Source organism: Dankookia sp. P2, from assembly GCF_050632255.1.
Taxonomy (GTDB): Bacteria; Pseudomonadota; Alphaproteobacteria; order Acetobacterales; family Acetobacteraceae; genus Paracraurococcus.
In genome coordinates, this window is record NZ_CP192581.1 from 1,165,883 (window position 1) to 1,181,944 (window position 16,062).

Below are 16,062 nucleotides of genomic sequence, written 5' to 3' on the forward strand. Positions count from 1 at the left end.
CCACGCGGAGGGTGCCAGTCTCCCGAACATGAGGCGAGGCCGGAGAGGCTATGTCCTCCCCGGCCTCGCCATCTCTCAGACCAGCCGCGCCTGGCGGATCGCGGCGCCGATGAACCCGCGGAACAGCGGATGTGGCTCGAAGGGTTTGCTGCGCAGCTCGGGGTGGAACTGCACACCGATGAACCAGGGGTGGTCCGGGTATTCGACGATCTCGGGCAGCGCGCCGTCCGGCGACATGCCGGAGAAGCGGAGGCCCACCTCCTCCAGCCGGTCCTTGTAGTTGACGTTCACCTCGTAGCGGTGGCGATGCCGCTCGGTGATCTCGGAAGCGCCGCCATAGACCTGCTGCACCAGCGTGCCCTCGCCGAGGCGCGCCAGGTAGGAGCCGAGCCGCATGGTGCCGCCGAGGTCGCCGGCGGCATTGCGGCGTTCCAGCGCGTTGCCGCGCAGCCATTCGGTCATCAGCCCGACCACGGCATGCTCGCAGGGGCCGAATTCGGTCGAGGAGGCGCCCTTCAGCCCGAGCAGGTTCCGGGCTGCCTCGATCACCGCCATCTGCATGCCGAAGCAGATGCCGAAGAAGGGGATCTTGCGCTCCCGCGCGAAGCGCACCGCCTCCAGCTTGCCGCCGCTGCCGCGCTCGCCGAAGCCGCCCGGAACCAGGATGCCGCTGGCCCCCTCGAGCCGCAGGACGGCTGCCTCGTCACGTTCGAAAACCTCGGCATCGACCCAGTCCAGCTTCACCCGGACATTGTGGGCAATGCCGCCATGGGTCAGCGCCTCAGCCAATGACTTATAGGCATCGAGCAGGTTGGTGTACTTGCCGACGACGGCGATGGTGACCTCGCCTTCGGGCTGCTGCAGCGAGTGGACGACGCCTTCCCAGCGACGCATGTCGGGCTCGCCATAAGCGCTCAGGCCGAAGTGGCGCAGCACTTCCTGGTCGAGGCCTTCGGCGTGGTACTGCAGCGGCACGCCGTAGATGGTGCTGGCGTCGAGCGCCGGGATCACGCTTTCCGGCCGCACGTTGCAGAAGAGCGCGATCTTGCGGCGCTCATTCTCCGGGATCGGCCGGTCGCAGCGGCAGAGCAGGATCTGCGGCTGGATGCCGAGGCCGAGCAATTCCTTGACCGAGTGCTGGGTCGGCTTGGTCTTCAGCTCGCCGGCCGAGGGGATGTAGGGAACCAAAGTAAGGTGGACGAAGAGGCTGCGGGTCGGGCCCATCTCGTTCGAGAGCTGCCGCATCGCCTCGAGGAAGGGGAGCGATCTGATGTCGCCCACGGTGCCGCCGACCTCGACCAAGACGAAGTCGTATCCGTCGGTCTCGGCCTGGACGACTTCCTTGATCTTGTCGGTGATGTGCGGGATCACCTGGACGGTGCCGCCGAGGTAGTCGCCACGGCGCTCCGCGGCGATCACGTCGGAGTAGATCCTCCCAGTCGTCCAATTGTCCGCCTTGGTGGCGTGGACCCCGGTGAAGCGCTCGTAGTGACCGAGATCGAGATCGGTCTCCGCGCCGTCGTCGGTGACGAAAACCTCGCCGTGCTGATACGGGGACATCGTCCCGGGATCGACGTTGAGATAGGGATCGAGCTTACGCAGCCGCACCTTGTAGCCACGGGCCTGCAACAGCGCGCCGAGCGACGCCGCTGCAATGCCCTTGCCAAGGGAGGAAACCACGCCGCCGGTGATGAATACGAACCGCGCCATGGGTGCCCTGCATACCGCGTGACGCCCGCCGCCGCTACCCGCAGTGTGAGGGAGCGGCCATGCATTCGCGGAAGATGTTGCAAAAGCCGGGCTTGCGCAGCGCGGCAATCGCGCCGGGGCGGCGCGACTCGGGCGACTTCAGTTGGTCGGGACGCTCGGCGCCGCGGGCGCGGCCGGCAGGGCGGGTGCGGGCGCGGCCGGCGGCGCTTCGAGGATCGAGCGCGGGCCGGTGGTGCCGCGACCGAGGATGGCCAGGGTCAGCGACAGTGCGAAGAAGGCGGTGCCAAGGACGGCCGTGGTCCGCGTCAGCAGGTTCGCCGTGCCGCGGCCGGTCATGAAGCCGCCCATGCCTTGCGAGGAGCCGACGCCAAGCCTCGCCGCCCTCGGAGCGCTGCAGGAGCACCACGCCAATCAGAGCGAGTGTCACGAAAAGGTGAATGATCAGAAGGACGGTGGCCATGGGCTGCGCAGGTGTCCGGTACGGCGAAGAGGCGGGTTCTACAGGCTCGGCGCGCCAGAAGCCACTCCTTCGCGCAAGCGGCCCGGTTCTGGCCGCGGCCCCGCCCCGCAGGGTCGGTGGGGCAAGACACGAACCTCGCCTGCAGCCCAGCGCGGCATCCAGACATGGCCCACAGGCAAGACGCCGCAATCATCGGCAACGCCGGATGCGCCATTCGGCTGAATTCCGATAGTGATTCCGCGCCCACCCGTCGCATCCCTGACTAACGTCTGGCAGCCATTTCGGGTTCGGATGGCCGATCTTATTGCGGGAAAAATGACCTTCGAAGGTCCGCATAGATCGGAAACTGTCGATGAAGGGAACAGACTAGATGGTGAAGACTATGCCGCGGATGCGTCTCATGGTCGGCGTGCTGCTCGCGCCCCTCATGGTCGCGGGATGCGTGTCCCAAAGCGATTACGATGCGCTGCAGGCGCAAAATAGCCAGTTGAAGCAGCAGCTTGCCGCACAATCGGCCGCGCTTGCGGCCGAGCGCCAGCAGGTCGGCCGCCTGCAGGGCGCCATCGCCTACACCGTGAACAGCGACCTGCTCTTTGCGCCAGGCAGCTGGGAGATGCGCGAAAGGGCAAGCAAATCATTGCCGACATGAGCCGCAAGCTGGCGCCGACCCAGCAGAACAAGCTCGTCGTGACCGGGTTCACCGACAATGCCCCGATCGGCCCGTCGCTGCAGAGGCGGGGCATCGCCTCGAACCAGGACCTCTCGCAGAAGCGGGCCGAGGCGGTGATGCAGTTCCTGATCTCGCAGGGGGTCAAGGCCGACATGGTCTCGGCGCGGGGCATGGGCGAGTCGGATCCGGTCGCCTCGAACGATACCGCGAAGGGGCGGGCGCAGAATCGGCGGGTGGTGCTGTCGCTGGCGAATGCCTGAAGGCCTGGGCGACCATGGTCCGGCGTGGCGCAGGGCGTCGCGCCGGACCGAGGCTGGGGTGGTTTCAGGCCTCGACCACCACGTACTGGTCCTCGATCCGTACCAGGAAGGTCTCCGCCAAGTAGGGCCCTTCCACCAGCGCCGCGCCGCTCTCCACATGCGCCGCGTATTGCTCGCACCTGCACCCGCTTCGGATCGAACCAGCTCTTCCCCGTGCGGATGTCGAATTCCCAGTAGTGCCAGGGGCAGCGGATCATCTCGCCTTGCCGGGCATAGTGGTAGACGCCCGGCTCCGGGCTCTCGACATGCCCGCTGACCAGCCCGGCGCAGAGGCTGCCGCCCTGGTGCGGGCAGCGGTCGCTCAGCGCGAAGAACTCGCCGCCGAGATTGAAGACGACGATCCGCTTCCCCTCCGCCTCCACCAGCTTCCGCCCGCCGGGCGGAATATCAGCGACGGCGCAGACGACATGCTTGGGCACGGCAGACTCGCAGAATAGGGGTGGTGGGGTTCGGGGAGGAGGTTCTCCTCCGCCCCGATCTTCCTTCAGAGTCCGTAAAGCGCCCGCGCATTCCCACCATAGATCGCCGCCCGCTTCTCCGCCGGCACCATGCCCGGCATCGCCGAGCGCGCGTCGTCGAAGTCCCAGTGCGGGTAGTCGGAGGCGAAGAGGATCCGGTCCCAGCCGACCCATTCCATGATGTCGAGCAGGTGGGCGCCGCGCTCAGGCTCCTCCATCGGCTGCGTCGAGACCCAGATGTGCTGGCGGATCTGCTCGGAGGGTAGGCGGGTCAGGTGCGGCACCTCGGATTTCAGGCTCTTCCAGGCCTGGTCCAGCCGCCAGCCGACCGAGGGCAGCCAGGCGAAGCCGCATTCGATCAGGATGACCTTCAGCGCCGGGAAGCGCTCGAAGACCCCTTCCACTACCAGGGAGATGACCTGATTCTGGCAGGAGGTGGCGTGCTCGCTCACCTCCTCGATGTAGAAGCTCGGCCAGCCGCCATTGGTCATGGCCCAGCCGCTATAGCCGAAGGCATGGAAGGCGACGGGCAGCCCGGCCTCGGCCGCAGCCTCGTAGATCGGCCAGTAGCGCGGGTTGCCGCAGGGCTCGGCGGTCCGGCTCATCATCAGGACCTGGCAGGAATCTCGGGTCGCCGGCGCGCTTGCGGATCTCGGCGGCGGAGGCGGCGGGGTCTTCATAGGGCACCACGATGCTGCCACGCAGGCGCGGTTCCTTGCGCAGCCAGTGCTCGAGCTGCCACTCGTTCACGGCGTGGGCCATGGCGGCGGAGAAGGCGTTGTTTCGGTCGCCCTGCCCGCTCGGCTGCAGCGGGTTCAGCACGCCGATATCGGTGCCGTAGTTGTCCAGCAGCTGGAAGCGCAGGAAGTCGAGGTCGGAAGCCGGGGTGCCGCCATTGGGCGGCCAGGCGTCGCGGCGCGACGCCAAGGGCTGCGCCTTCGGAGCAAGGCGGCTGCCCGCCGGTGAAGCCGTGCCGCTGGCGCATGCCCCAGGTCTGCAGGTGCTGCCACCAGCGCTCCGTCATGAAGGGCCTGAATCGGTGATCGCCTTCGGCCGCGGATGGATGTCCACGTCGATCAGGCCGAGGGTCGCCGCGGCGGGCTTGCCGGGCACCTGGATGGGCTGGATGACATTCATGCCAAGGCTCCTTCCCGGAGGCGGTCATAGGTCGCGAGCGCATTCTCGCGCATCAATTCAGGCATCAGCGCGGACGGGATGCCGGGCGGCACCGCCGCGTCGCCGTCGAACTGCCAATGCGGCCAGTCGGAGGCCCATAGCAGCATCCGGTCCGAACGCAGGTGGTCGAGGATTCGCTTCACCTGCTCCTGCGGCGCGTCCAGCGGCTGCACGGTCAGGCGGACCTGGTCGCGGATGATCTCGGCCGGCAGGCGGTCCACCCAGGGGATCTCGAAGCGGACGCCCTTCCAGGTCTTCGACAGCCGCCAGAGGAAGGCGGGCAGCCAGGTCACGCCGGATTCCAGCAGCACCACCTTCAGCTCGGGGTGCTTCACCAGCGCGCCCTCCGTCAGCAGGCTGGCCAAGGTACTTTGAAAACCCTGCTGGTTTGCGGCGTATTCCTCGAGGTACCACGAGGTCCAGCCGACCGATGTCTGCGGGTGGCGGTAGGCGCTGCCCGCATGGATGCCCAGCGCCAGGCCGTGCCGCACGCAGGCCTCATAGATCGGCCAGTATTGCCGCTTGCCGAGCGGGTTCTCGCCCAGCGCCAGGGCCAGCACCTGGACGAATCGGCGATCCGGGCCGAGCCGCTCGATCTCCTCGACCGCTGCGGCCACGTTCTGCATGGGCAGGACGATCGAAGCACGCAGGCGGTCGTCCCGGTCCAGCCACTCGGCCCGGATCCAGTCGTTCAGCGCCCGGGTGAAGGCGACCGCCATGTCCTGGTTGAGGACGAGTTGCACGCCATAGAGCGGGTTGAGGATACCGGTCTCGACCCCGAAGCGGTCGAGCACCTGGGCGCGAAGCTGGTCCACGCTCTCGGCGCCACGGCCCTTCGGCCCGCGCCAATCGGCCCGGATGGTCTTCGGCGAGTTCACCGGCCAGGACTGGCTGTCGAGGGTGGTGATCCCGCGCTCCCGCACCTGGTCGGCCCAGAAGGCGTCCATGTAGGGGGTCAGCGCCTGCATTCCCGATACCATCGGATGCAGGTCGCAATCGATCGGGCGATACCCGCTGAACATGCCGTTTCCCGTCCCCGCGGCCCCCTCTGCGGGGCCCGACTGGTATATCAGCCCGAACGGGGCCCTGCGGCAAGCGGCGGGTTGGTCAAGTGACCACCAGACCGATCCGCCTTCAAGGCGCGCGGGGCGGTAAGGCCTTGGCCGGAAGGGGAAAAGCGTGACGAAGCGCGCGGCCAGGGCCCGGTCGCCCTCGACTTGGATAGCGCCCTCGGCCTCCAGTGCCGAGAGCGGCACGCCGCCATAGATCGCCGCGGCCAGCACCGCCGGCGGGCCGGACAGCACCAGCTCGGCAGGCGCCGCGGCCCGGCGGCAATCTCGATCCGGTCCTCGGCGAGCTGGCCGAGGAACGCCTCCTCCCCCAGCCGGAAGCCGATCCGCGCCCGCAGCCCCGCCGCTCGGCCTGGATCGAGCATGGTCCGCAGCGACAGCAGGAAGGACACCGCGCTGATCGGCAGGGTCGGGTCGTGCAGCGGCGACCGCGCCGCCCAGCGGCCGAGCGCCTGGAAGATCGGCTCGCTTTCCAGCCCCCATTCGGTCAGGGCGTAGACCTGCACTGCGGCGGGCGGGGCCAGCTTGCGGCGGACTACGATGCCCACGGCTTCCAGCTCCTCCAGCCGCTGGATCAGGACGGTGGCGCTGATGCCGGGCAGGCTGGCGCGCAGGTCGCCGAAGCGGCGCGGGCCCAGCAGTAGCTCCCGCATCACCAGCAGCGCCCAGCGGTCTCCAACCAGCTCAAGCGCATGGGCGGCGGCGCAGGCATCCGCGTAGCGACGCGGCCTCGGATGCAACTCACTATGTTTTCCTGACTTCATGGTAGCAATTCATAACTGAATGGCGCAGGCTTGTCGAACAGCACTCGGGGGGACAGCCGCATGGCCAGACTGATCTTCGTGAACCTGCCTGTTGCCGACCTGCCGCGCGCGGTCAGCTTCTACGAAGCCATCGGCGCGAAGAAGAACCCGCAGTCCTCGGACGATACCGCCGCCTGCATGGTCCTCTCCGAGACCATCCACGCCATGCTGCTGACCCATCCCAAACTCCGCCAGTTCACCACCAAGGCGATCCCCGACGCGAAGGCAACCTGCCAGGTGCTGCTCTGCGTCTCGGCCGACAACCGCGCCGAGGTGGATGGGATGGTCGAGCGCGCGGGTCTGCCGGCGGCGCCGCGGATCCCGGCCCGAAGCAGGACCATGGATTCATGCATGGCCGCAGCTTCGAGGACCCGGACGGCCATATTTGGGAGGTGATGTGGATGGACCTGGCGGCAGCCCAGGGCCGCCATGGCGCAGGCCAAGGGGGAGAAGCTGAGCCGATGGCGGCGCTCGCACCCTGCGTCTGGATTCCCGGCCGGGCCGAGGAAGCGGCTGCCTTCTACCTCGCCGCCTTCCAGCGCGCCGGCCAGACGGCCGAAATCCGTGGACGCATGCGCATGGGCGCCGAGGGCGGCCCGGTCGCCGTCACTGTAGTGCTCGCGGGGCAGGAGGTGATGCTGTTCAACCCGCCGCACGAGGTGGCGCACAGCCCTGGCTTCGCGCTCTTCCTCACCTGCGCGACCCAGGCGGAGGTGGATGCGCTCTGGGACGCGCTGCTGGAGGGCGGCAAGCCGGTGCAATGCGGCTGGCTCACCGACCGCTACGGCATCTCCTGGCAGGTCGTGCCCGGCCCGGTCGGCGACCTGCTGGCCAAGGCCGACCCGGCCCAGGCCGCGCGGCTGAACAAGGCGATCCAGGGCATGGTGAAGATCGATCTGCCGACGCTGCAGCGGGCCTTCGAGGGATGACCCAAGGGGAGACACGGCAATGCGCGTGATGGTGCTGGTGAAGGCGACCGAGGACAGCGAGGCTGGCCTGATGCCCTCGACCGAACTCCTGGCGGCGATGGGCCGGTTCAACCAGGAACTGGCCGAGGCCGGCATCCTGCTGGCGGGCGAGGGCCTGCATCCTTCCTCGAAGGGCAAGCGCGTGGCCTTCGATGGCGCGTCCCGCACCGTCATCGACGGCCCCTTCGGCGCCACCGGCGAACTCGTCGCCGGCTTCTGGCTCTGGCAGGTGAAGGACATGGAGGAGGCGCTGGCCTGGGCGAAGCGCTGCCCCAACCCGATGCCGGGGCCGAGCGAGATCGAGATCCGCCCGCTCTTCGAGATGGCGGATTTCGGCGCGGCGCTGACGCCGGAGATCGCCGCGGCGGAGGCCCGGCTGCGGGACCAGGTGGCTGGATAGAAGAAGGCCGGGGAGAAGGTATTCTCCCCGGCCTTCCTCTATTTCTGGCAGTCGGCTCTCGACTCACAAAAAGGAAGGGTGGGGCTTGGGGAGGGAATACCTTTCCCTCCCCAACCTTGCCTTCCTATGACGATGCCCCCGGCGGGGTGATTCCGAGGCGGGACAGCCGCTTCGCCGCCGCGGCGTTCACGGCATGGTCCGGCACCTCGCCGCGCGCCAGCGCCGTCACCTGCCGCACCGTGTCGAAGGCCTGGTGCTCGATCGCCGCCGGGGTGAGGCCACCGATATGCGGCGTGGCGACGACCTTCGGATGCGCCGCCAGCGCCGGCGTCGGCATCTGGTCCGGCGCGCGGCCGACATCCATGGCGACGCCGCCCAACTGCCCCGCGTCGAGCGCCGCCAGCAGCGCCGCCTCGTCCACCAGGTTGCCGCGCGAGGGATTGAGGAAGAGCGCGCCTCGCTTCATCCGGCCGAAGGCAGCGGCGTCCATCAGGTTCTCCGTCTGCTCGTTGGCGACGGCCAGGCAGACGACGACGTCGCTCTCGGCGAGCAGCCGTTCCAGCGGCACATGCTCCAGCCGCGCCTCCGCCGGCGCCGCATGCGGGTCCGCCACCAGCACCCGCATCCCCAGCGCCAGGCCGAGCGGCGCCAGGTACCGGCCGATCGCGCCATAGCCGATGATGCCGAGCACCGAGCCGTTGAGCTTGCCGCCCCATCCGCGCCGCCGGCACCTCCCCGCAGTGATAGCTGGACGCCGCCTCGCTGACGCCGCGCGCGAGGTCGACCATCTGCCCCAGCACCAATTCCGCGACCGAGGGGATGAATCCCGGCGTCGCCCGGGTCACCAGCACGCCGGCGGCGCTGGCGGCGGCGACGTCGACGTTGCGGATGTCGACGGCGCAGCGCAGGAAGGCGACCAGGTCCGAGGCGTGGCGGAAGGTCTCTGCCTCCCCCGGCGATTGCCGATAGCTGACGATGGCGTCGCAGCCCGCGGCGGCCTCGGCCAGTTCCCGCCCCGCTAGGTGCCGGCCGGTCTCGTTCAGCCGGACCTCCGCCACCGCGCGCAGCGCCGCCAAGGCGCGCTCCCCGTAGTAGTTGGCCAGCGCATCGGCGGTATGGGTCAGGTAGACCTTCATGGCGCATTCCCCTCTTATCGCCGCATTCCCTCCCATGCCCCCGCCAGGGGCGCAACGCGGCTTGGCCGCGGCGGCGCGGCGTGGTGGATTGCCTCCATGTCCCTCCCCTCCCCGCCATCCTGGCGCATCTCGACGCAAACGCCCCGGCCGCCGAGGCCCGGCTCATCGACTGGCTCCGCATCCCGAGCATCAGCGCCCAGCCTGCCCATGCCGGCGATTGCCTGCGCGCCGCCGGCTGGGTGCGGGACGAATTGCAGGGCATGGGCTTCACCGCCGAGGTCCGCCCGACCGCCGGCCATCCCGTGGTCGTCGGCCACCATCCCGGCCCGGGCGGCAAGGTCCCTCACCTGCTCTTCTACGGCCATTACGACGTGCAGCCGGCCGACCCGCTGGCGCTCTGGACCTCGCCGCCCTTCGACCCCGTGGTGGTTGAGGGCCCGCACGGCCCGCGCGTGGTCGCCCGCGGCGCGGTGGACGACAAGGGCCAGTGCGCCATGTGGCTGGAGGCGCTGCGCGCCTGGCACGCGGTCGCCGGCGGCCCGCCTTGCGCCATTACCGTGCTGATCGAGGGCGAGGAGGAGGTGGGCAGCCCGAGCCTCGACCCGTTCCTCGCCGCCAACCGCGGCGAGCTGAGGGCCGATGTCGCCGTCATCAGCGACACCGGCATGTGGGACATCGACACCCCGGCCATCACCACCAGCCTGCGCGGCATGGTCTATGCGCAAGTCGACCTGAAGGCGGCTTCGCGCGACCTGCACAGCGGCATCTATGGCGGCGCCGCCCGCAACCCGATCAACCTGCTGAGCCAGATCATGGGCGGGCTGCACGACGCCGACGGCCGGTGCAGCTGCCCGGCTTCTATGACGGCGTGCGGGAGCTGACCAATGCCCAGCGCGTCGAATGGGATGCGCTGCGCTTCGACGAGGCCGCCTTCCTCGGCGAGATCGGCCTGTCCGTTCCGGCCGGGGAGCGCGGCCGCGGCGCGCTGGAGCGGATGTGGGCCCGGCCGACCGCCGACCTGAACGGCATCTGGGGCGGCTACATGGGTGACGGCAGCAAGACCGTCATCGCCTCCGAGGCGCATGCCAAGCTGTCCTGCCGTCTGGTGCCCGGCCAGGATCCGCAGCAGGTCGCCGACAGCATCCGCCGCTTCGTCGCCGACCGCTTGCCGGCCGATTGCACCGCCGAGGTCCAGGTCTTCAGCACCACCCCGGGAATCGAAGTCGCCGCCGACAGCCCTTGGGTCCGTGCTGCCCGCACCGCGTTGACGGAGGAATACGGCAAGCCGGCGGTGCTGATGGGCTGCGGCGGCTCGATCCCGGTCGTCGAGAGCATGCAGCGGCTGCTCGGCCTCGACAGCCTGCTGGTCGGCTTCGGCCTGAACGACGACCAGGTGCATAGCCCGAACGAGAAGTTCGAGTTCCGGTGCTCTGCACAAGGGCGCCTGCAGCCATGCAAGGCTGCTGGCGCAGATCGCGGGCGGTGCTGCCCAGGGCAGCACCTTCCCCGGGTTCATCCGCCCTGCCGGGTCGAGCGCCGCCTTCAGCCTGCGCATCAGTTCCAGCGCGATCGGGTCCTTGTGCGTGGCCATGGCGGCTGGCGCCTGGATTGCCCGATGCCGTGCTCGGCGGAGAAGCTGCCGCCGAGCGAGACCGCGATGGCATTGACCAGCGGCTCCATTTCCCCTGCCCGCTCGACCCAGGCGGCGCGGTCACCCGCCCAGTCCGCCGGCGCATGCAGCGACAGGTGGATGTTGCCCGTCGCCGGCATGGCCGATAGGCGGCCATTCGGCCCTCTGGCCAGCGCGCCTTCAACTCGCGCTCCGCGCTGTTGACGAAGTCCGGCACCGCCGAGACCGGCACGGAGGTGTCGGTGCCGACCGAGGGGCTGTCGCGGCGGGAGCAGTCTGGGTAGTCCTCACGGATCTTCCAAATCATGGCGCGCTGCGCCTCGCTCTCGGCGATGACGGCGTCCATCGCCTCGCCGCTCTCGAGCGCGGCGCCCAGCGCCTCCTCCAGCATGTCGCGCAACGGCACGCTCATGCGCCGCGGCGATCTCCACCATGACGTACCAGGGCGCCTCCAGCGGCAACGGCATGCGCAGGCCGACGCCGTGCTTCGCCGCCATCTCCATGCAGAAGCGGGCGCAGAGCTCGAAGCCGATCAGTTCCGCCCCGCTGCCCATGACCCGGGACAACAGCGAGAGCGCCGCATCCGGGCTCGGCACCGCGACGAAGGCGCTCTCGACCCGCTTCAGCGCGGGGACCATGCTGCAGCGCCGCGGCGGTGATGACGCCGAGCGTCCCTTCCCCGCCGATGAACAGGTGCCGCAGCGCGTAGCCGCTATTGTCCTTCCGGACGCGCCCGAGGTCATCGAGGATGCGGCCATCCGGCAGCACCACTTCCAGCCCCAGCACCAGCTCACGCGCATTACCCCAGCGCAGGGTGCGGATGCCACCGGCATTGGTGGACAGCATGCCGCCGATCTGCGCCGTGCCCTGCGCGCCCCATTGATCGGGAAAAGCCGCCCAGCCTCGGCCGCCGCCGCCTGTACGGTCTGCACGACACAGCCGGCCTCCGCCACCAGGGAGAAGTCGCGCGCATCGACATTCCGGATGCGGTTGAGGCGTTCAAGCGACAGCACCACCGTGGCGGGCCGTTCGCCGCCGGGACCGCGCCGCCAGCAAGCCCGGTGCGGCCGCCCGCTGGGACGATGGACAGGTCCATGGCGCCGCAGCGCCTCACCACCTCCGCCACCTCGGCCGTGGAGCCGGGGCGGGCGACTGCCACCGGCTGGCCGCGATAGGCGCCGCGCCAGTCGACGGCATAGGGGGCGATGTCGTTGGCATCGCGGGAGGAAGTTCCGTGGTCCGACGGCGTCGGCCAGCATGTCGAGAGAGCTCATTGTGGCGGCATCCTCCGCCGCACCGGTCGCCGCTTCAACCCCCTGGCCTGTTGGGCCGCGCCGCGCTTCACTGTGCCCGATTCTGTGAGGGCATGCTGCAATGCACAAGGGAACCGGCCGATGAGCGACGGCGTGCCGCTGAGCGCGGACTATATCGTGGTGGGGTGCCGGCTCCGCCGGTTGCGCCAGACGCTGCGCGGCTCTCGGAGGATCCCAGCCGTCCGCGTCGTGCTGCTGGAGGCCGAGCTCGCGCGACCGCAGCCCCTGGCTGCACGTGCCGATCGGCTATGCCAAGACCATGTACCACCCGACCCTGTCCTGGAATCTGGTGACGGAGCCGGAGCCGGAATTGGAAGGCCGCCGCATCCCCTGGCCGCGCGGCCGCACCCTCGGCGGTTCCTCCGCCATCAACGGCCTGCTCTATGTCCGCGGGCAGCACGCCGATTACGACCATTGGCGCCGCTTCGGCCTGCACCGGCTGGTCGTTCGAGGACGTGCTGCCCTATTTCAAACGGTCCGAGGACCAGGAGCGCGGCGCGTCCGACCTGCATGGCAGGGGTGGGCCGCTCGCCGTCTCCGACCTGCGCGACCGCAACCCGCTGGCGCTCGCCTTCATCGAGGCCGCGGCGGAGCTCGGCTTCCCGCGAATTGCGACTTCAACGGCGCCGAGCAGGAAGGCGCCGGCTTCTTCCAGGTCACGGCGCGGAACGGCTGGCGCTGCAGCAGCGCGACGGCCTACCTGGAAGCCGGCGCGCGGCCGGCCAAACCTGATCGTCGTCACCGACGCGCACAGCAACGGCCTGGTTATGGAGGGTCGCCGCGCCGCCGGCGTGGTCCTTCACCCGGCACGGCGCGAAGCTGACCATCAAGGCGGAGCGAGAGGTGATCCTCTCGGCCGGCGCCATCGCGTCCCCGGCATCTGCTGCTGCTGTCCGGCATCGGTCCGGCCGGGCACCTGCAGGAAGTTGGCGTGCCGGTAGTGCACGACCTGGCCCAGGTCGGGCGCAACCTGCAGGACCATTTCCAGGCACGGCTGGCGTATCGCGTGAAGGGTCCGGGCAGCCTCAACAAGCGCGTCGCCAGCCTGTTCGGCAAGGCGATGATGGGTGCCGATTTGCGCTCCGCCGCACCGGCCCGCTGGACCGTCAGCGCCGGCACCGCGGGCCTCTTCGCCCGCGTCCTGCCGGGCAGCGGGACGCCGGACGTGCAGTACCACTTCCTGCCCTTCAGCACCTCGAAGACCATGCTCGAGCTGCACGACTTCCCCGGCATGACCATCAGCGCCTGCCAGTGCTCCGCCCGGAAAGCCGCGGCACCATCACCCTGGCCAGCCGCGATCCGATGCAGAAGGCGCTGATTCACGCCAACTACCTGGCGACCGAGACCGACCGGCGATGCATGGTGGAGGGCATCAAGCTCGGCCGCCGGCTGGCCCAAGCCCGCGCCTTCGCCGGGATCGTCGAGGAGGAGGTCGTCCCCGGCGCTGCGGCGGCGAGCGACGAGGAAATCCTCGGCTTCATCCGTCGCACCGGCAACACGATCTATCACCCGAGCGGCACCTGCCGCATGGGCGGCGACCCGGCCAGCGTGGTAGACCCGGAACTGCGGGTGCGCGGGATCGAGGGGCTGCGTGTCGCCGATGCCTCGGTCATGCCGACCGTCGTCTCCGGCAATACCAACGCACCGAGCATCATGATCGGCGAGAAATGCGCCGACCTGGTCAAGTCCACAGCGAAGGTCAGGCTGGCGGCCTAGCTGCCGCCGAACGCCGCCATCCGCGCCCGCCACTCGTCGCCGGCGAGGCTTTCCTCGATCGCCAGCAATCCCGTCGCCAGGGCGCCACGGGGATCGCGCTCCACGCCCTCGCCGATGCAGCGCTTGGCGAGGCGCAGTGCGGCGGGCGGCGCCTTGGCGATGGTGGCGGCGATATCCTCCAGCGCCGCCTCCAGCGCCTCGGGCGGCACCAGCCGCGTCACGAGCCCATGGGCGAGAGCGTCGGCGGCCGAGAGCGCCCGCCCGGTCAGCATCATGTCCTTCGCCAGCCGCGTGCCCAGCACCCGCGGCAGGCGCTGCGTCGCCCCCACAGTGCCCCATAGCGCCTCCGGCGTGCGAAAGCTGGCGGCCGGCGTCGCCACGACGAAGTCACAGGCCGCGGCGATCTCGCAGCCGGAGCCGACCGCCGGTCCCTCCACCACCGCGACCACCGGCATCGGCAACGCCTCGATCGCCGCATAGGCAGCGAACCCTTCACCCGCCGCGCCCGCACCTGGTCGTCGGTCATCCCCTGGCGCTCCTTCAGGTCGGCACCGGCGCAGAAGACCGGTCCCTCGGCGCGGATCAGCACCAGCCGCGCCGCCTCCGCCAGGGCGCGCCGGCAGGCATCGCCCAGTGCCGTCGCCATCGCCAAGTTGAAGGCATTGCGCGCCGCCGGCCGGTTCAGCCGCAGCGTCACCACGCCGCGCGCATCCGCCGCATAGACTACCGTGTCGTTCATCGCCGGTTCCCCGCCGCGTCTCATCATCGCCTTGATGCCGCGCAGGCTCTCCGGACCATAGGCGGCCGCGGCGACAGCCAGTGCGCAGGCTTCGTCCAGCAAGGCGTCGCGCGTCACCACGCGATTGACCAGCCGCAGCCCCCGCGCCTCCGCCGCATCCAGCGTCCGGCCGGTCGCCAGCACCTCGAAGGCATCCTTTGGCCCGAGATGCCGCAGCAGTTGCGGCGCGACGAGGTGCGGCCAGATGCCGTGTCGCGCCTCCGGCCAGATGCACAGCGCGTCCTCCGCTGCCACGACCATGTCGCAGCCCAGCATCAGCGAAGCGCCCATGCCGACTACGCGCCCATGCACCGCCGCGACCACCGGCTTGGCCATGGCACCCGGCGCGGCCAGCACCGTATCCGCCAGTGCCGCCCGCGCCTCCCAGGCCACCGGGTCGTCGGCCAGGGCGCGCCGCTCGTCAAGATCGCCGCCGGCGCAGAAACCGGCTCCCTCTCCGGCCAGCACCACGGCAGCGACGGCCGCGTCTGCCTCCGCCACCAGCAACGCTTCCACCAAGGCGGCGCAGAGCGCCATGCTGAGCGCGTTGCGCTTCTCCGGCCGGTTCAGCCGCAACAGGCGGACGGAGCCGCGCATCTCGCTCAGCAGTATCATGCGGGGGGACGCTACCGGCAGGACCCGGCCTGTCAACGCGGCAGGGAAGGAAAGCGCCGGGGGAAGGCATTCCCCGGGCCCCTTTCTACTTCTCTGAGTCCGCGCGGATCACCTTGGAGTCCAGGCGACGGGCGAGAAGCTGCTCCGCGGCTAGGCCGGCGGCACGGAGTGCGGCGAGATCAAGGCCCGTCGCGTAGCCCATGGCGTCCAGCGCGGTCGCCAGGTCCTCGGTACAGGTATTGCCCGTATACCCCTCGCCATAGGCGATCCTTGTCGGATGGCCGCCTGTGCCGCCGAGGGCGCAGTCGGCATGGGTCAGCTCCGGCCTCGATTGCCGCGAGCGTATTGGCGATGCCAGTCCCGCGGCTATCGTGGAAATGCGCAATGAAGGTCGCCGTCGGCAGCGCGCCGTGCAGCCAGCCGATCAGGTCGCGTACCCGCGGCGGCGTGGCGCTGCCAATCGTGTCGCCGATCGCGATCCGCGTCACGCCCAGCGTGGCGAAGCGCTCCGCATCCTCCAGCACCCGCTCCTGCGGCGTCCGGCCATCGAAGGGACAGTCAAAGGCGACGCTGATGGTGCCAACCATGGTGAAGGCGTCGCGCCCCAGCGCCGCCATCTCGGCGGCATTCGCCCATTGCTCCTCACGCGAGCGCTTCAGGTTGCGCCGGGAATGCCCCTCGCTGGCCGAAACAAGGAGAGAGATCTCCTCCGGTCCCCAGCCCGCCTCCCGCGCCGCCAGCGCCCGTCGTACCGCCTGCGGGTTCGGGCAGGTCGCCTTGAACAGCACGCCGGGCCGGCGCCGCACCCTGCGCAGCACCGCCTCGGCGTCGGCGAACTA

19 protein-coding genes and 8 pseudogenes are annotated in these 16,062 nt (G+C 69.9%); 11 read left to right on the forward strand and 16 right to left on the reverse strand.

What is annotated here, in order from left to right; all coding sequences use genetic code 11:
• Window positions 1-75 precede the first annotated feature (75 nt).
• Window positions 76-1,710: a CTP synthase gene (locus tag ACQ86J_RS06985; RefSeq protein ID WP_431270552.1), complete on the reverse strand. Its 1,635-nt coding sequence runs from the start codon at window positions 1,708-1,710 to the stop codon at window positions 76-78.
• A 138-nt stretch (window positions 1,711-1,848) separates the two neighbouring features.
• Window positions 1,849-2,170, reverse strand: a pseudogene (gene secG / locus ACQ86J_RS06990) (preprotein translocase subunit SecG).
• Between the two features lie 370 nt (window positions 2,171-2,540).
• On the opposite strand from secG, the gene ACQ86J_RS06995 reads away from it, so the two are divergent.
• On the forward strand, window positions 2,541-2,819 hold the full coding sequence (locus ACQ86J_RS06995) for a hypothetical protein (RefSeq protein ID WP_431270553.1): 279 nt from the start codon (window positions 2,541-2,543) through the stop codon (window positions 2,817-2,819).
• Window positions 2,816-3,100: an OmpA family protein gene (locus tag ACQ86J_RS07000; protein ID WP_431270554.1), complete on the forward strand. Its 285-nt coding sequence runs from the start codon at window positions 2,816-2,818 to the stop codon at window positions 3,098-3,100. The genes ACQ86J_RS06995 and ACQ86J_RS07000 overlap by 4 nt, the downstream gene beginning before the upstream one ends.
• Window positions 3,101-3,339: 239 nt before the next feature.
• On the opposite strand, the pseudogene ACQ86J_RS07005 reads toward ACQ86J_RS07000, so the two are convergent.
• From ACQ86J_RS07005 to ACQ86J_RS07025, 5 genes and pseudogenes are all read right to left on the reverse strand, one after another.
• Window positions 3,340-3,579, reverse strand: a pseudogene (locus ACQ86J_RS07005) (Rieske (2Fe-2S) protein); the annotation flags it as partial.
• A 65-nt stretch (window positions 3,580-3,644) separates the two neighbouring features.
• The gene (locus tag ACQ86J_RS07010; protein WP_431270555.1) at window positions 3,645-4,226 is read right to left on the reverse strand and encodes an amidohydrolase family protein; all 582 of its coding nucleotides are present in this window, start codon (window positions 4,224-4,226) and stop codon (window positions 3,645-3,647) included.
• Window positions 4,120-4,545 (reverse strand): amidohydrolase family protein, encoded by a 426-nt coding sequence (locus tag ACQ86J_RS07015; RefSeq protein ID WP_431270556.1) that lies wholly within the window; start codon window positions 4,543-4,545, stop codon window positions 4,120-4,122. Before ACQ86J_RS07015 ends, ACQ86J_RS07010 begins: the two co-directional genes overlap by 107 nt.
• A gap of 206 nt (window positions 4,546-4,751) precedes the next feature.
• Window positions 4,752-5,816 carry an amidohydrolase family protein gene (locus ACQ86J_RS07020; RefSeq protein ID WP_431270557.1) on the reverse strand — a complete coding sequence of 355 codons (1,065 nt, stop codon included), beginning with the start codon at window positions 5,814-5,816 and terminating at the stop codon, window positions 4,752-4,754.
• A gap of 47 nt (window positions 5,817-5,863) precedes the next feature.
• Window positions 5,864-6,604 (reverse strand): winged helix-turn-helix transcriptional regulator, encoded by a 741-nt coding sequence (locus tag ACQ86J_RS07025; RefSeq protein WP_431270558.1) that lies wholly within the window; start codon window positions 6,602-6,604, stop codon window positions 5,864-5,866.
• An 84-nt stretch (window positions 6,605-6,688) separates the two neighbouring features.
• On the opposite strand from ACQ86J_RS07025, the gene ACQ86J_RS07030 reads away from it, so the two are divergent.
• The 3 genes from ACQ86J_RS07030 to ACQ86J_RS07040 are packed head-to-tail and all read left to right on the forward strand — an operon-like array spanning window position 6,689 to window position 8,035.
• Window positions 6,689-7,063, forward strand: coding sequence for a VOC family protein (locus ACQ86J_RS07030; protein ID WP_431270559.1), 375 nt, complete (start codon window positions 6,689-6,691; stop codon window positions 7,061-7,063).
• Window positions 7,015-7,596 (forward strand): VOC family protein, encoded by a 582-nt coding sequence (locus tag ACQ86J_RS07035; protein WP_431270560.1) that lies wholly within the window; start codon window positions 7,015-7,017, stop codon window positions 7,594-7,596. Before ACQ86J_RS07030 ends, ACQ86J_RS07035 begins: the two co-directional genes overlap by 49 nt.
• 19 nt (window positions 7,597-7,615) lie before the next feature.
• On the forward strand, window positions 7,616-8,035 hold the full coding sequence (locus ACQ86J_RS07040; protein ID WP_431270561.1) for a YciI family protein: 420 nt from the start codon (window positions 7,616-7,618) through the stop codon (window positions 8,033-8,035).
• 124 nt (window positions 8,036-8,159) lie between these two features.
• Here ACQ86J_RS07040 and ACQ86J_RS07045 read toward each other — a convergent pair whose 3' ends face one another.
• The gene (locus tag ACQ86J_RS07045) at window positions 8,160-8,726 is read right to left on the reverse strand and encodes an NAD(P)-dependent oxidoreductase (protein WP_431270562.1); all 567 of its coding nucleotides are present in this window, start codon (window positions 8,724-8,726) and stop codon (window positions 8,160-8,162) included.
• Window positions 8,689-9,207 (reverse strand): annotated as a pseudogene (locus ACQ86J_RS07050) (hypothetical protein); the annotation flags it as partial. The gene ACQ86J_RS07045 and the pseudogene ACQ86J_RS07050, both read right to left, overlap by 38 nt.
• A gap of 44 nt (window positions 9,208-9,251) precedes the next feature.
• Between ACQ86J_RS07050 and ACQ86J_RS07055 the strand changes: the two are divergent.
• Together ACQ86J_RS07055 and ACQ86J_RS07060 are read left to right on the forward strand one after the other, a co-directional pair.
• Complete coding sequence (locus ACQ86J_RS07055; protein WP_431270563.1) at window positions 9,252-10,052, forward strand: M20/M25/M40 family metallo-hydrolase; 801 nt, start codon at window positions 9,252-9,254, stop codon at window positions 10,050-10,052.
• Between the two features lie 113 nt (window positions 10,053-10,165).
• A pseudogene (locus ACQ86J_RS07060) lies at window positions 10,166-10,537 on the forward strand (peptidase dimerization domain-containing protein); the annotation flags it as partial.
• Between the two features lie 188 nt (window positions 10,538-10,725).
• Here ACQ86J_RS07060 and ACQ86J_RS07065 read toward each other — a convergent pair.
• The 4 genes and pseudogenes from ACQ86J_RS07065 to ACQ86J_RS07080 form a co-directional block, all read right to left on the reverse strand.
• Window positions 10,726-10,941, reverse strand: coding sequence for an FAD-linked oxidase C-terminal domain-containing protein (locus tag ACQ86J_RS07065; protein WP_431270564.1), 216 nt, complete (start codon window positions 10,939-10,941; stop codon window positions 10,726-10,728).
• Window positions 10,942-11,036: 95 nt separating this feature from the next.
• A pseudogene (locus ACQ86J_RS07070) lies at window positions 11,037-11,135 on the reverse strand (hypothetical protein); the annotation flags it as partial.
• Window positions 11,089-11,634 carry an FAD-linked oxidase C-terminal domain-containing protein gene (locus ACQ86J_RS07075; protein WP_431272323.1) on the reverse strand — a complete coding sequence of 182 codons (546 nt, stop codon included), beginning with the start codon at window positions 11,632-11,634 and terminating at the stop codon, window positions 11,089-11,091. The pseudogene ACQ86J_RS07070 and the gene ACQ86J_RS07075, both read right to left, overlap by 47 nt.
• Window positions 11,603-12,075, reverse strand: a pseudogene (locus tag ACQ86J_RS07080) (FAD-binding oxidoreductase); the annotation flags it as partial. The gene ACQ86J_RS07075 and the pseudogene ACQ86J_RS07080, both read right to left, overlap by 32 nt.
• A gap of 151 nt (window positions 12,076-12,226) precedes the next feature.
• On the opposite strand from ACQ86J_RS07080, the pseudogene ACQ86J_RS07085 reads away from it, so the two are divergent.
• The 4 genes and pseudogenes from ACQ86J_RS07085 to ACQ86J_RS07100 form a co-directional block, all read left to right on the forward strand.
• A pseudogene (locus ACQ86J_RS07085) lies at window positions 12,227-12,373 on the forward strand (hypothetical protein); the annotation flags it as partial.
• 124 nt (window positions 12,374-12,497) lie between these two features.
• Entirely contained in the window at window positions 12,498-13,055 is a 558-nt protein-coding gene (locus ACQ86J_RS07090; RefSeq protein ID WP_431270565.1) for a GMC family oxidoreductase N-terminal domain-containing protein, read from the forward strand.
• Entirely contained in the window at window positions 13,046-13,432 is a 387-nt protein-coding gene (locus ACQ86J_RS07095) for a hypothetical protein (RefSeq protein WP_431270566.1), read from the forward strand. Before ACQ86J_RS07090 ends, ACQ86J_RS07095 begins: the two co-directional genes overlap by 10 nt.
• A complete protein-coding gene (locus ACQ86J_RS07100; RefSeq protein WP_431270567.1) occupies window positions 13,417-13,830 on the forward strand; it encodes a GMC oxidoreductase in 414 nt (137 codons plus the stop codon). The genes ACQ86J_RS07095 and ACQ86J_RS07100 overlap by 16 nt, the downstream gene beginning before the upstream one ends.
• Here ACQ86J_RS07100 and ACQ86J_RS07105 read toward each other — a convergent pair.
• The 3 genes and pseudogenes from ACQ86J_RS07105 to ACQ86J_RS07115 all read right to left on the reverse strand — a co-directional run bounded on the left by ACQ86J_RS07105 (window position 13,827) and on the right by ACQ86J_RS07115 (window position 16,041).
• Window positions 13,827-14,285, reverse strand: coding sequence for an enoyl-CoA hydratase/isomerase family protein (locus ACQ86J_RS07105; protein WP_431270568.1), 459 nt, complete (start codon window positions 14,283-14,285; stop codon window positions 13,827-13,829). The two genes, ACQ86J_RS07100 and ACQ86J_RS07105, sit on opposite strands and share 4 nt — an antisense overlap.
• A 128-nt stretch (window positions 14,286-14,413) precedes the next feature.
• Window positions 14,414-15,223, reverse strand: a pseudogene (locus ACQ86J_RS07110) (enoyl-CoA hydratase-related protein); the annotation flags it as partial.
• 179 nt (window positions 15,224-15,402) lie between these two features.
• On the reverse strand, window positions 15,403-16,041 hold the full coding sequence (locus tag ACQ86J_RS07115; protein WP_431270569.1) for a hypothetical protein: 639 nt from the start codon (window positions 16,039-16,041) through the stop codon (window positions 15,403-15,405).
• Between the last annotated feature and the right edge of the window lie 21 nt (window positions 16,042-16,062).

Bases quoted from the DNA above. Each gene is read 5' to 3' on its own strand.
- ACQ86J_RS06985 (WP_431270552.1), bottom strand. From the start codon at position 1,710: ATGGCGCGGTTCGTATTCATCACCGGCGGCGTGGTTTCCTCCCTTGGC.
- ACQ86J_RS06995 (WP_431270553.1), top strand. From the start codon at position 2,541: ATGGTGAAGACTATGCCGCGGATGCGTCTCATGGTCGGCGTGCTGCTC.
- ACQ86J_RS07000 (WP_431270554.1), top strand. From the start codon at position 2,816: ATGAGCCGCAAGCTGGCGCCGACCCAGCAGAACAAGCTCGTCGTGACC.
- ACQ86J_RS07010 (WP_431270555.1), bottom strand. From the start codon at position 4,226: ATGATGAGCCGGACCGCCGAGCCCTGCGGCAACCCGCGCTACTGGCCG.
- ACQ86J_RS07020 (WP_431270557.1), bottom strand. From the start codon at position 5,816: ATGTTCAGCGGGTATCGCCCGATCGATTGCGACCTGCATCCGATGGTA.
- ACQ86J_RS07030 (WP_431270559.1), top strand. From the start codon at position 6,689: ATGGCCAGACTGATCTTCGTGAACCTGCCTGTTGCCGACCTGCCGCGC.
- ACQ86J_RS07035 (WP_431270560.1), top strand. From the start codon at position 7,015: ATGCATGGCCGCAGCTTCGAGGACCCGGACGGCCATATTTGGGAGGTG.
- ACQ86J_RS07040 (WP_431270561.1), top strand. From the start codon at position 7,616: ATGCGCGTGATGGTGCTGGTGAAGGCGACCGAGGACAGCGAGGCTGGC.
- ACQ86J_RS07065 (WP_431270564.1), bottom strand. From the start codon at position 10,941: ATGCCGGCGACGGGCAACATCCACCTGTCGCTGCATGCGCCGGCGGAC.
- ACQ86J_RS07075 (WP_431272323.1), bottom strand. From the start codon at position 11,634: ATGCCGGTGGCATCCGCACCCTGCGCTGGGGTAATGCGCGTGAGCTGG.
- ACQ86J_RS07090 (WP_431270565.1), top strand. From the start codon at position 12,498: ATGTCCGCGGGCAGCACGCCGATTACGACCATTGGCGCCGCTTCGGCC.
- ACQ86J_RS07100 (WP_431270567.1), top strand. From the start codon at position 13,417: ATGCAGAAGGCGCTGATTCACGCCAACTACCTGGCGACCGAGACCGAC.
- ACQ86J_RS07105 (WP_431270568.1), bottom strand. From the start codon at position 14,285: ATGCCGGTGGTCGCGGTGGTGGAGGGACCGGCGGTCGGCTCCGGCTGC.